The sequence below is a fragment of the Flavobacterium hydatis genome (assembly GCF_000737695.1).
In the GTDB taxonomy this organism is placed as follows: Bacteria; Bacteroidota; Bacteroidia; order Flavobacteriales; family Flavobacteriaceae; genus Flavobacterium; species Flavobacterium hydatis.
This window is the reverse complement of the sequence record NZ_JPRM01000020.1, coordinates 1-13,370: the sequence shown is the minus strand read 5'-3', so window position 1 is coordinate 13,370 and position 13,370 is coordinate 1. Positions and strand designations below refer to the sequence as shown.

General features: G+C 31.6%; 9 protein-coding genes. 6 read left to right on the top strand and 3 right to left on the bottom strand.

The features are described 5' to 3' along the window. Window positions 1-32 precede the first annotated feature (32 nt). Both IW20_RS13305 and IW20_RS13300 read right to left on the bottom strand, forming a co-directional pair. On the bottom strand, window positions 33-1,151 hold the full coding sequence (locus tag IW20_RS13305) for a hypothetical protein (RefSeq protein ID WP_035623103.1): 1,119 nt from the start codon (window positions 1,149-1,151) through the stop codon (window positions 33-35). 70 nt (window positions 1,152-1,221) lie between these two features. Next, window positions 1,222-2,205, bottom strand: a complete 984-nt coding sequence (locus IW20_RS13300; RefSeq protein ID WP_035623102.1) for a transporter — start codon at window positions 2,203-2,205, stop codon at window positions 1,222-1,224. A gap of 123 nt (window positions 2,206-2,328) precedes the next feature. On the opposite strand from IW20_RS13300, the gene IW20_RS13295 reads away from it, so the two are divergent. The 6 genes from IW20_RS13295 (at window position 2,329) to IW20_RS13270 (ending at window position 10,258) form a co-directional block, all read left to right on the top strand. Continuing rightward, the gene (locus IW20_RS13295) at window positions 2,329-2,622 is read left to right on the top strand and encodes a DUF4834 family protein (protein ID WP_035623183.1); all 294 of its coding nucleotides are present in this window, start codon (window positions 2,329-2,331) and stop codon (window positions 2,620-2,622) included. A gap of 49 nt (window positions 2,623-2,671) precedes the next feature. After that, complete coding sequence (locus tag IW20_RS13290) at window positions 2,672-5,110, top strand: YfhO family protein (RefSeq protein ID WP_035623101.1); 2,439 nt, start codon at window positions 2,672-2,674, stop codon at window positions 5,108-5,110. Between the two features lie 52 nt (window positions 5,111-5,162). Continuing rightward, window positions 5,163-6,446 (top strand): glycosyltransferase family 4 protein, encoded by a 1,284-nt coding sequence (locus tag IW20_RS13285; RefSeq protein WP_035623099.1) that lies wholly within the window; start codon window positions 5,163-5,165, stop codon window positions 6,444-6,446. Between the two features lie 41 nt (window positions 6,447-6,487). Then, window positions 6,488-7,957: a lipopolysaccharide biosynthesis protein gene (locus tag IW20_RS13280; RefSeq protein ID WP_035623097.1), complete on the top strand. Its 1,470-nt coding sequence runs from the start codon at window positions 6,488-6,490 to the stop codon at window positions 7,955-7,957. Between the two features lie 83 nt (window positions 7,958-8,040). Continuing rightward, complete coding sequence (locus IW20_RS13275; RefSeq protein WP_035623095.1) at window positions 8,041-9,717, top strand: mechanosensitive ion channel family protein; 1,677 nt, start codon at window positions 8,041-8,043, stop codon at window positions 9,715-9,717. A gap of 241 nt (window positions 9,718-9,958) precedes the next feature. Continuing rightward, complete coding sequence (locus IW20_RS13270) at window positions 9,959-10,258, top strand: hypothetical protein (RefSeq protein WP_035623094.1); 300 nt, start codon at window positions 9,959-9,961, stop codon at window positions 10,256-10,258. A 7-nt stretch (window positions 10,259-10,265) separates the two neighbouring features. Here IW20_RS13270 and uvrA read toward each other — a convergent pair whose 3' ends face one another. Next, window positions 10,266-13,058 (bottom strand): excinuclease ABC subunit UvrA, encoded by a 2,793-nt coding sequence (gene uvrA, locus IW20_RS13265; RefSeq protein ID WP_035623092.1) that lies wholly within the window; start codon window positions 13,056-13,058, stop codon window positions 10,266-10,268. Window positions 13,059-13,370: the final 312 nt, after the last annotated feature.

The following is a 13,370-nucleotide window of genomic DNA, read 5'->3' as shown; positions in this document are numbered from 1 at the left end:
ATCCATCTCGTTTAAACGGGATGGATTTTTTATTATAATTCTTTACGAAAAGTAGCTCTTCGTTTGTGTATTACAGGATCAAAATGTTTCCATAAATTATGAATTGCTACATTGTCAGACAATTCGGGAGTTCTGTAGCAATTAATAATTCCTTTTTCTTTAAATGTATGGTAGTATTCATTGAATATAATTGCTGTTACAGCCTTGTTTTGATATTCAGGATGAACACCAATTAAGTAAAAAATCATATCCTTGCTATGTTTTTTTGCTTTAAGCAAATGAAGGAATCCAAATGGAAACAATTTTCCTTTTGTTTTCTGTAAAGCTTCCGAAAAGGAAGGCATTACAATACTAAAAGCTACAATGTTATGATCTTTATCTTCTACAAATTTTATAAATTCTGGATTGATAAAACTAATGTATTTTTTCTTGAAATATTCTTTCTGAACATCGGATATTGCTACAAATGAAGATAAAGAAGCATAAGATGCGTTGAATAAATCAAACATCTTATCTACATGAGGCATAACATCTTTGGTTGTCTTGAAGTTCAGCGGTCTTAATTGGTATCTTTTCTTTACCAACTCATTTGCCTTTTCAAAAGTCTCCGGTTTTACATTGGCAAACGGAAATTTACTTTCATCATATTGTTTTTCTACAACATAACCCAATTGTTCAAAATGAGTTGCGTAATAAGGATGATTGTACCAAGTAATCATGGTTCCTATTTCGTTAAAACCTTCGGTTAAAACGCCAACTTTATCCAGATTAGAGAATCCCATCGGACCTTCAATATATTCTAGATTGTTTTTTTTACCTAATTCATATACTTTTTCAAGTAAAGCTTTGGTTACTTCAATATCATCAATAACATCAAACCATCCAAAACGGACTTTCTTTTTTTGTTGTCCATTAACTTCATCCCAGTTAATTATAGCAGCAATACGACCTACGATTTCATTATTTCTTAAGGCTACATAAAAAGTAGCTTCGGCATTCTCGAAAGCAGGGTTTTTGGTTTTGTCAAAAGTTTCCAACTCATCTGCAATAATAGGCGGAACCCAATATTTATTGTCTTTATATAGAGAGAAAGGAAATTTTATAAATTCAGTTAATTCCTTTTTTGTTTTAGCTTCTTGTATTGTAATCATTAAGATGGTATTGTTTGTTTTAAATAAAAAACAACTGTTTTAAGAGAATATATTTAGTATGATTTGCACTTTATTCAAAAGTTGCTTTACGTTTTTGTTCCATTAATTGGTAATCTTCTTCTTTTTCTTTCTTCTTGCTTTTTTTGTCTTTCTTGCCTTTTTTTCCTTTCGTGTCTTTAAAGTTCATTTGTACTTCTTTGTACTTTGCATCGTAACGCCAAGAAAAACCTACACCACCATAAAAAATAGAAGGAGTATCTTTAAAATTTGTACTTATAGATGCATCGATTTGCATGCTTTTGTTTAGCAAATAAGCTGCACCACCTCTAACAATACAATCACTGTAAAAGTCACTTTTGTAACCTTGATTTTCGACAAAACCAGACCATTTGTCATTAAAACCTCTTGTAAGAGTTAACACATATCCATAACTAGGATAGTCGGTAGTAATGTAATCGGCAATAATATTGGTCACAAAAACCCATTTCCCGTCGCCTAGGTGGTTTTGAGTAATCAACATGATTTTAGGAGAAATACTAGATTCGTTAGAAAAGGCATACGGATTTCCTGCAAAAGTAAAATTAGCTCCTGCAAAAATAGAAACCGCAGGAATTAATTGATGCCAGTCAAATTTTTGATTGGCTTTCCAGCTATAAATATTAGGTTTCTTTTCGTAGTTTTTAAAAGGATCATAAATTAAATACTTTGCTCCAAGTATAGTTTGTTTAAAATCATTCTTCTTGTAACTAACAAAAGGAGTACTGTAATCCTCCATTTGATATTGTAAATCGACAATAAGTTCTAATTGCTCACGGAAAAGCCCCCAACGAAGCGTTAAATCTGTCCCGAAACCACTTGCGTTATAATTTAATAAATCGTGTTTTTCATTAATTCCATAAACCCCAACTTCGGCTTGAATTACAGATTTTCCTACAGCAAATGCCGACATTGTTTCGCCTGGGCGATTTGAATTGATTACATCGGTATGTTGTCCGAAAAATAGATAAGGCGTTAAAAAAACGCTGGAAATAATCAAGTTTCTGATTTTAAACATATTATTTTTATTAGTTAAAAAGTAATAACGCATTTCAAATGTACTATATTTTATTATTAATTTAAGATTGATATTTTAATTTTGAAGAATGGATTTATTATTTTTGAAAAAAATTATATGATTATGCAAACAGCATCTTTTTCAGGTCTTATAAAAGCGATTTTTTATATGATTGCTTTTTATTACATTTTTAGATTCTTGGCAAAATTATTTTTGCCAGTTTTAGTTAAAAAAGTAGTAGATAAAGCAGGTGAAAACTTTCAGAGACAACAGCAACAGCAATATAGACAACCACAAGATAATTCATGGCAAAAAACCAGAAATAATGATGAGGTAATAATTGATACCGCTAATGCGAAAAACCCTCGTGAAACCAAAAAAGTTGGCGATTACGTTGATTACGAAGAAATAGATTAAGTTTGTAGTCAAAATAAGAGATTTTCATCCATAACCAAACCCACCAAAATTGAAAGTAATAAATAAGCTTTATCCGCATGCCCTTGTTATATTGGGATTTGTACTCGTTTCTTTAATTTATTTTTATCCTGTATTACAAGGAAAACAGATTTTTCAATCGGATATTGCACAATATACCGGAATGGCCAAAGAGCAAAATGATTTCAGAGCAACTGAACATTCTGAACCATACTGGACAAATTCGGCTTTTGGCGGAATGCCAACTTATCAATTAGGAGCTAATTATCCACATGATTATGTAGGTCAAATAGACGATGCTTTGCGATTTTTACCTCGTCCGGCAGATTATCTTTTCCTATATTTCTTAGGATTTTATGGTTTGTTGTTGGTTTTAAAAATAGATCCACTTAAGGCTTTTATTGGAGCTCTCGCTTTTGGATTCTCTACCTATTTAATTATAATTCTTGGAGTTGGCCACAATGCCAAAGCACACGCTATTGCGTATATGCCATTGGTTATTGCTGGATTTATACTCGTATTCCAGAAAAAATATATTCTCGGAGGTTTGCTCACCATGTTTGCGGTAGCGTTAGAAATTAATGCTAACCACTACCAGATGACCTATTATTTATTAATATTCTTATTGATTCTTTCAGGATATTACACTTTCAATTTTATTAAAGAAAAAGAATATAAGCCACTTTTAATCTCATTTGGAGTTTTGGCAGTGGCTGGAATTTTTGCTTTAGGCGCAAATGCTACTAATTTAATGGCAACTAGCGAATATGCTGGTTTTAGTACCAGAGGAAAAAGTGAATTAACATTTAATCCTGATGGTTCTAAAAGCAATACAAACGGAAGCGCATTAACTCGTGATTATATTACAGAATACAGTTACGGAATTGCTGAAAGTTTTAACTTAATTGCGCCAAGATTATTTGGTGGTTCTAATAGTGAAAATGTTGGTACAGATAGTAAGATGTACGAATTCATGATTGGACAAGGTGTTCCAGAAGTGACGGCTAAGGATTTTGTTACCGCAATGCCAACCTATTGGGGAGATCAGCCTATTGTAGCTGCTCCGGCATATATTGGTGTTATCGTTTTCTTTTTGGCAGTTTTGGCTTTGTTTATAGATGATAGAAAAATAAAATATGTGTTTTTCTCAGGAGCAATGGTTGCTTTAGTACTTTCTTGGGGGAAAAACTTTCCGATAGTGACTGACTTCTTTATTGATCATGTTCCTATGTATGATAAATTTAGAGCAGTTTCTTCTATACAAGTTATTTTAGAATTATGTTTCCCTGTTCTTGCAATTATGGGATTACAGTCTTTCTTTAAACTAAAAGATATTGACCCAAAACTACAACAAAAAGGATTGGTACAAACAGGAGTATTTAGTATTGGTGTTTTACTAATATTGGTTTTCTGTAAGAGCATGTTTAATTTTTCTGGAGGTAGCGATAGTTATTTCTTAGAGAGTTACGGGCCTGATTTTGTAGATGCGCTTAAAGAAGACAGAAGAACGTTATACTCTGCAGATTTGTTGCGTTCAGGATTTTTTATCGTAGTTACTTTTGGTGTTTTATGGTTCTTTATCAAGAACAAATTATCTCAAAATACTGCATTAATTATTGTGAGTGTTTTTATGATTTTTGATTTGTTCTTTGTAGACAAAAAATATGTTTCGGCTAAAGATTTTGTAAGCGGAAGAGAAGTAGCAGTTCCTTTTCAGGAAACGCCTTCGGATGTGCAAATTTTAAAAGATACTACACATTATAGAGTTTTTGAAGTAAATGGAAACTTATCAAGTGCGAGAGCTTCTTATTTCCATAAATCAATTGGCGGATATCATGCTGCAAAACCTAGAAGAATGCAACAGTTGTTTGATTATCAAATAGCTAAGAATAATATGGAAGTATTGGATATGTTAAATATAAAATACATAATCCAAACAAATAAAGAAGGACAAGAATTCCCGACAATAAATCCAAATACAAACGGAAATGCTTGGTTTGTAAAAGATGTAAAATTGGTAAATACTGCCGATGCCGAAATGAAATTTTTAGACCATTTAGATACTAAAAACGTAGCTGTTTTTAATATTCATGACCATGGTTCTAAGTTTAAAAGTGCTCGATTAAAGAAAAAATGGGATGCAAGCGGAACTATAAAATTAGACGTTTATAAACCAAATTATATCAAATACACATCGGATAACTTAAATGATGGTTTAGCTGTATTCTCTGAGATTTATTATGAAAAAGGATGGAATGCTTATATTGATGGTAAACTTACAGATCATTTTCCTGTAGATTATGTATTAAGAGCACTTGAGGTTCCTGGAGGAAAACATACAATAGAATTTAAATTTGAACCAGAAGTTGTTAAAACTGGTAGTATGATTACACTTGCTAGCTCAATAGGAATGCTAGTTCTTTTAATTGGAGGAATTTATTTTGAAAGAAAAAAATCGGTTACTGTATAGTAATCGATTTTTAGTCTCAGTTTGCAACTTTAAACATTAAATCATTTTTTTCTTGGAACAAAAGAAACTCCTAATTATAACATATTACTTTCCACCAGCTGGAGGACCTGGCGTACAACGTTGGTTAAAATTTGTAAAATATTTGCCAGAATTTGGTGTTCAGCCAATTGTATATGTGCCAGAAAACCCAACATATCCTATTGTTGATGAAGGGTTGGTAAATGAAGTTTCGGATCAGGTAATAGTTATTAAGAATAAAATTATAGAACCATACCAATTAGCTTCTTTTTTTTCGAAAAATAAAACAAAGAAAATTGCTTCGGGAATTATTCCGAATCAAAAAAAGCAATCTCTTCTTGATAAAACATTTCTTTGGATTCGTGGTAATTTATTTATTCCAGATGCTCGTGTATTATGGGTAAAACCATCGGTCTCTTTTTTAGAAAAATATATTATAGAGAATAATATTGATACGATTGTAACTTCTGGCCCGCCACATAGTTTACATCTTATTGGATTAGAATTAAAACAAAAATTAAATGTAAAATGGTTTGCTGATTTTCGTGATCCATGGACTACTATTGGATATCATAAATCATTGCGTTTATCGAGTTATGCTGCCAAAAAGCATAAGAAACTAGAACATCAGGTTTTAAATACTGCAGATACTATTCTTGTAACGAGTAAAACGACTAAAACTGAATTTCAGGAAATAACGACAAAACCTATTGAAGTTATTACTAATGGTTATGATGTAGAAAATGTCGAGAAACAAACATTAGATACCAAATTTACTTTGGCCCATATTGGTTCTTTTTTATCAGAAAGAAACCCACTTTTGTTATGGGAATGTTTGGTTGAGTTATTACAAGAAATTCCTGAATTCAAACAACATTTAGAGATAAAACTAATTGGAGCTGTAAGTCAGGAAGTATTAGAAACAATTACTAAGTTTAAACTTAACGACTATCTGAATAATTTAGGGTATGTTTCGCATAAAGAAGCTATTGCACATCAGAAAAAATCTCAGGTTTTATTATTGATCGAAATCAATTCAGAAGATACAAAGAGTATTATTCCTGGTAAATTGTTTGAATATATGGTTTCTAACAGACCAATAATTGCAATTGGACCAAAAGGTTCTGACTTCTCAGATATTATAACTCAGACAAATACGGGTGTGTTTTTTGACTATTCTGAAAAAATGAAATTAAAAAGTGTAATTTTGGATTTTTATAATCAATTTTTAGAAGGAAAACTACAATCAAACGGAGTAGGATTACAACAATATTCTAGAAAAAACCTAACAAAACAGTTAGCACAATTGATTAAATAGAATACTTTTTAAAATTTCAATAAAAAACATAAATACCTTCAATGGGCATAGTCTTAAATCAGTCTTTTAAAAATACTATTATAACATATATTGGTTTTGGTATTGGTGCATTAAACACGCTTTATTTATACCCGATTTATTTAGGCGAAACGTATTACGGATTAACAAATTATATTCTTTCTGCAGCAAATGTAATTATGCCTTTGTTTGCTATCGGAATGCAAAATACGTTAGTCAAATTTTATTCTCAATATAAAACAGAAGAAGAAAGGGAGCAGTTTTTGTCATTTACGGCTTTGTTTCCAATACTAATGTGTATTCCGCTAGGGATAATCGGAATCTTCTTTTTTGATGATATTACAGCCTTCGTTTCAAAGAAAAATCCTGTTGTAAAAGAGTTTATTTTATTGATTCCTTTTGTTGGAATTTGCATGGCTTATTTCGAGATTTTTTATGCTTGGGCAAGAGTACATATGCATTCCGTTTTTGGGAATTTTATAAAAGAAGTTGGCTTAAGATTGTTCTCTTCGTTTGTATTAATAGGATTGTATTTTCATTGGATAACCTTAATTCAATTTGTATATATAACGGCAGGGATTTATTTTTTAGCTTTTATTGTAACAATGTTTTACGCTTTTAGTATCAAGAAGCCAAACTTCCAGATTACAATACCAGAGAATGTAAAAAGTGTAATGGAATATACATTTTATATAATTCTTTCAGGAAGTGTTGCTAATTTACTTTTGGATGGAGATAAGCTTATGCTTAATCAATATATGAAAATTGAGAATATTGCTTATTATTCAGTAGCAACATATATTGCCTTGGTAATCTCAGTTCCTAGCCGTGCGATGCATCAAATTGTGTATCCTATTACGGCAAAGTTAATGCATGATGATAAACATGATGAATTGAATGATTTGTACAAAAAGACATCTATAAACTTGCAGATTGTAGGTGGGTTTGTGATGTTGTGTATTTTCGTAAATATTAATCAGTTGTATGAAATAGTTCCTGAGCAATATAGAGGAGGAGTTCCAGTTGTTTTTATGATTGGATTATCTAAATATTTTGATCTTATTTTGGGGAATAATAATGCTATTATTTTTAATACAAAATACTACCGAACGGTATTGTTCTTGGGATTAGGTTTAGTTGTTTTAACCTTTGTTTTAAATATAATTTTCATACCGATTTATGGTATTAAAGGTTCTGCATTTGCAACGTTACTATCTATTACGGCATACAGTTTAGCAAAATTACTTTTTGTAGTTAAGAAACTTCATTTATATCCTTTTACAAAGCAAAATCTGTATTCATTGCTGGTTACAACAGTATTGTTTTTATTGTTTTACTTCTGGGAGTTTCAAGTGTATCCGTTAATCGGAATTGCTTTAAAATCTGCTATTGTGACGGTTTTTTATGTGTATTTAAACTATAAATTCGCCATATCTAAAGAGATAAACCAAGTAATAGATAAGTTCATAAATAAGCTTGGAATTAAAATTTAGTAAGAAATAAGGTCAGAAATAAAAAGTGATTCATTTTGTTTTTATATTTGTTATAACCGCTTGTGGTTTTATTACATACAGATATGAAAAAGAGGGTAATTGTTTTTCTGTTTATTTCATTGCTATTAGTTTCACAAGTTAGTTTTGCCCAAAAGGCAAAAAAACAACCTGAAAAAGAAATCGTAGAAAGTAATACTGTAGATACGATTGCTAAAACTAATTTAAAAGGATATCCCGTAACTCCTTTTAAAGACACCCTTTTTTATGTTTATAATAAAGTTGGTTCGTTCTCTGCCGAGAATAGAGCCAAAGCGATTTCTGATAAAATAAAAAAGATTTACGAAGATGCTTTTTTTGTAAGCGATTCTCTAAAAATTATTCCTTCGGATATAAGTCTGGATATTGTTTACGAAAGTGATTTTGTAATAATGTCGATTCTGGAAGCTGATGCAAAATCAGAGAATATGCCTGCAGCCGATGTTGCCAAGCGTAATTTTACAGCAATAAAAAGAGCCATTCTTTTTCAGAACGAAAATTATTCCTTGTTACCAAAAAGACTCGGTTTAACAGCGCTACTAATATCAATTCTTGGTCTAGTATTGTTTTTTGTAGGCAAACTTTTTAATAAAGTGAGTCTTTATGTATCTAGAAATAAAAAAAAGTATTTTACTGGGTACAAGTACAATGAGATAACGATTCTTAGTCCGCGGAAGCAACACTTCTTAGCATTGCGACTAATAGGTGCAATAAAGGTTTTTGTTTTATTATTAATAGTGTATTTATCGTTACCGATACTATTTAGTATTTTCCCCGCTACAGAAGGATATACAACAACTTTATTACGATGGATTCTTACCCCTGCAAAATTGGCTGTGTTGAGTTTTCTGGCATTTCTGCCTAATTTATTTACAATACTAGTAATTGCATTTATTTTTAGATACACCTTAAAAGCGATTAAGTTTTTTGTTGATGAGATTAGCAAAGGAAATATTAAAATAGATGGTTTTTATAGCGATTGGGCAAAACCAACCTTTAATATCATCCGATTTTTAATGTATGCCTTTATGCTGGTAATTATTTTTCCGTACTTACCAGGTTCAGATTCACCTATATTTAAAGGAGTTTCGGTTTTTGTGGGGATTTTATTTTCATTAGGATCTTCTAACGCAATTGCTAATATGGTTGCTGGACTTGTAATAACATATATGCGTCCTTTTAAGATTGGTGATTTCATAAAAATAGGAGATGTAAGTGGGGAAGTAATCGAAAAAACGGCTTTAGTTACACGTATAAGAACACCGAAATTTGAGGATATTACCATACCAAATTCATCTGTTTTATCGAGCACATCAACAAATTATTCGGCAAATACAAAAGAAGAATCGAGAGGATTGGTTATGCATACAACCGTTACAATTGGGTATGATGTACCTTGGCGAGATGTTCATAAAGCATTACTTAATGCAGCTACCAAAACAGATTTTATAGAAACTACTCCAGCACCGTTTGTGTTACAAACAGGTTTGGATGATTTTTATGTTGCTTATGAAATTAACGCTTATACTAAAGAACCTCAAAAACAACCTCATATTTATTCATCCTTACATCAAAATATTCAGGATAGTTTTAACGAAGCTGGTATCGAAATTATGTCGCCACATTATAAAGCGCTACGTGATGGAAATAAAACAACAATACCAGAGGATTATTTAGGTAATAATTACGAAACTCCTACGTTTAATATAAATGGCAAGTTATAATTTGTTTATAGGGAATTAGATAGCTAGAAGAAAACGAGGATTGTCTTATGTGTAATGAAGCTTTTGATAAGAGGCTTTATCTTGTGGAATTAATAGGTTTTAGTATTTTATAATGAAAAACTAATTGTAATATCACTAAAAGTGGGTATTGTGTAGTTTATGATTGTAAGCTAATTTTGTTTACTAATTCCCCCAAATAAATTATTAAAGTAAATAGCTAAAATAATTTTAATTATCGATTATGAAAAGCCCACAGTTTACACAGGAAGAAAGTCTACAAGTATTTTCGAATATAATTTCAAATAAAATACATAACGGTTTTATCTTAGAAGAAAGAAACGATGAAATGCTTTTTGCGGTTTTATCAAAAGGGGAAAGAGTAGTTGATCATAGTTTTAATTTCCTGATTTGTTGCTTAACATTCGGATTATGGTCAATCGCTTGGTTATATTTAACCATAGAATCATCTAAAAACAAAAAGATATTAGTTGCCATCGATGAAGATGGAATTCCTTTTGAAGATAAATGTTACTACGAATAATCTAAGCTTATAGCTTGTCTTTTAGATAAATACCAGTTATAGATTTTTTTACTTTAACGATTTCCTCTGGAGTTCCTTCGGCCAATAATTCTCCACCATTTTCTCCACCTTCTGGACCTAAATCTATTATCCAGTCGGCACATTTTATAAGGTCAAGATTGTGTTCAATAACAATTATCGAGTGACCTTTGTCTATTAATGCATCAAATGAAGCTAACAATTTCTTTATATCATGAAAATGAAGTCCGGTTGTAGGTTCATCAAAAACAAATAAAGCTTTATCTTTTGTAGCGCCTTTTACCAGGAACGAAGCTAGTTTTATACGTTGCGCTTCACCACCAGAAAGAGTAGAAGAAGATTGTCCTAATTGTACATATCCTAAACCAACATCTTGGAGCGGTTGTAATTTTTGAGTAATCTTAGTTTGATTGTTTTTTGAAAAGAAACTAATAGCATCATCAATAGTCATGGTTAAGATGTCATTGATGTTTTTATCGTCAAAAGCAATTTCTAAAATTTCTTTCTTGAAACGTTTTCCGCCACAAGTTTCGCATGGCAACTGTACATCGGCCATAAAAACCATCTCAACGTTAATAGAACCTTCACCTTTACAAGTTTCGCATCTTCCGCCATCTACGTTAAAAGAGAAATGTTTGGCTTGGTAGCCTCTTATTTTTGATAGTTTTTCTTTGGCATATAATTCACGAATATCATCATAAGCCTTAATGTATGTTACAGGATTAGAACGTGAACTTCTTCCAATAGGATTTTGATCCACATATTCGATATGTTTTATTTGCGAGAAAGAACCTTTTATTTCGGTAAACTGACCTGCTTTTTCGGCTGCATTATCTAATTTTTTCTGAATAGCAGGGAATAAAATCTTCTTAACAAGCGTACTTTTTCCGCTACCAGAAACACCCGTGATTACGGTTAAAACATCTAATGGAAAAGTAACATCTATGTTCTTAAGATTGTTTTCGCGAGCACCAATAACCTGTACGAAGTTTTTAGATTTTCGACGGTGTTTAGGAACAGAAATTTCTAAATCGCCATTTAAATATTTAGCCGTTAGCGACGTCGATTTTAATATTTCATAATACGTTCCTTGAGCTACTAATTCTCCTCCAAAAGTTCCCGCTTCAGGGCCAATATCAATAATCATATCGGCAGCTTTCATGATGTCTTCGTCATGTTCTACAACAATTACCGTATTACCTAAATCACGAAGAGAAAGCAACACTTTTATCAATCGTTCAGAATCCTTTGGATGCAAACCAATACTTGGTTCATCTAGAATATACATTGACCCAACCAAACTACTTCCTAGAGAAGTTGCCAGATTGATACGCTGAGATTCTCCACCAGAAAGAGTCGAAGAATTTCGGTTTAAAGTAAGATAAGATAAACCTACTTCTGTTAAAAATGATAATCTATTATTAATTTCGACCATCAAACGTTTTGCGATTTGTTTTTCGTAAACGTTAAGATCTATGTCATTAAAAAAAGTAACTAAATGCTGAATTGGTAAATCGACTAAATCAGAAACCGTTTTACCGTTTATTTTTACATAAGAAGCTTCTATTCGTAAACGTTTTCCTTTACAAACATGGCATTTTGTTTTTCCGCGGTAACGCGAAAGCATTACTCTGTTCTGAATTTTATAATTTTTCTCTTCTAGTTCTTTGAAGAAATCATTTAAACCTTCAAAATATTGATTTCCTTTCCAGATTAACTCTTTTTGTTCCTCACTTAATTGAAAGTAAGGTTTGTGTATTGGGAAATCGAATTTATGAGAATTATTTACCAACTGATCACGAAACCAACTCATGCTTTCGCCGCGCCAAGGAAAAATAGCGTTCTCGTAAATAGATAAAGAAGTATTTGGAACAACTAAATCGGCATCGATACCAATAATATTTCCATACCCTTCGCAAGCAGGACAAGCTCCGTATGGATTGTTGAAACTGAATAAATGCGGATTTGGTTCTAAGAATGTGATTCCGTCTAACTCAAAATTATTAGAATAACTAAGTCTTTTATTCGTGCTTAATTCCTGTAGAAAACAAATTCCTTTTCCTTCAAAAAATGCAGTTTGGACAGCATCAGAAAGACGGTTATAAAATTCTTCCTCATCTTTTACAACTATTCTATCAATAATCAATAAGATATCCTGATCCTTTTTCGCGTCAAGCGAAGAAGCAAATTCATCAAGACGAACCATTTCGTTATCTATTAAGATACGAGCAAAACCTTGTTGTAATAAAACATTAAGTTTCTCTTCTAGTTTTCTTCCTTTTTCAAGATGAATAGGAGCTAGAAGCAACCATTTGCTATCTAACTCAAAGCTTTTTACATCGGTAACAACATCGGTAACAGTATTTTTTTTGACTTCCTGACCTGAAATCGGAGAATATGTACGACCAATTCTGGCAAAAAGTAACTTTACATAATCGTAAATCTCTGTAGATGTTCCTACTGTAGAACGAGCATTGGTAGTATTTACTTTCTGCTCAATAGCAATTGCCGGAGCAATTCCTTTAATGTATTCAACCTTTGGTTTATCTAATCGACCTAAAAACTGACGCGCATACGATGACAAACTCTCCACATAACGGCGTTGTCCTTCGGCATACAAAGTATCAAAAGCCAAACTCGATTTTCCAGAACCCGAAAGTCCCGTTATAACAACAAGTTTGTTTCTTGGAATGGCAACATCTACATTTTTTAAATTATGTACCTGAGCACCTTTAATAATGATATTTTTCTTTGGGTCGAGTGTAGAAAGGTCAATTTGCATACAAAAAATCAATTTCCACAAAAGTAATCAATTTTCATTTGAGTTATGTTAAGGATAGAGACTCAATTTATCTAAAAAACAATGCGATAATTATTTTATCGATTAGGCTTAATTTGTAAAATAGCAGAAAAAAGACAAAATCAATTTCTTTAGCGATAAAGATTTGGTTTATACATTCGAGTTTTTTACAAGATTATTATTGTCTATTATATTCGAGTATATCTGTAATTTAAGATTGCAAAAGAAAGAAGGTTAAAATGTAATGGCTTTATTTTGTGGGATTTAAGCTTCTTTTTTAACAATTGTAACCAA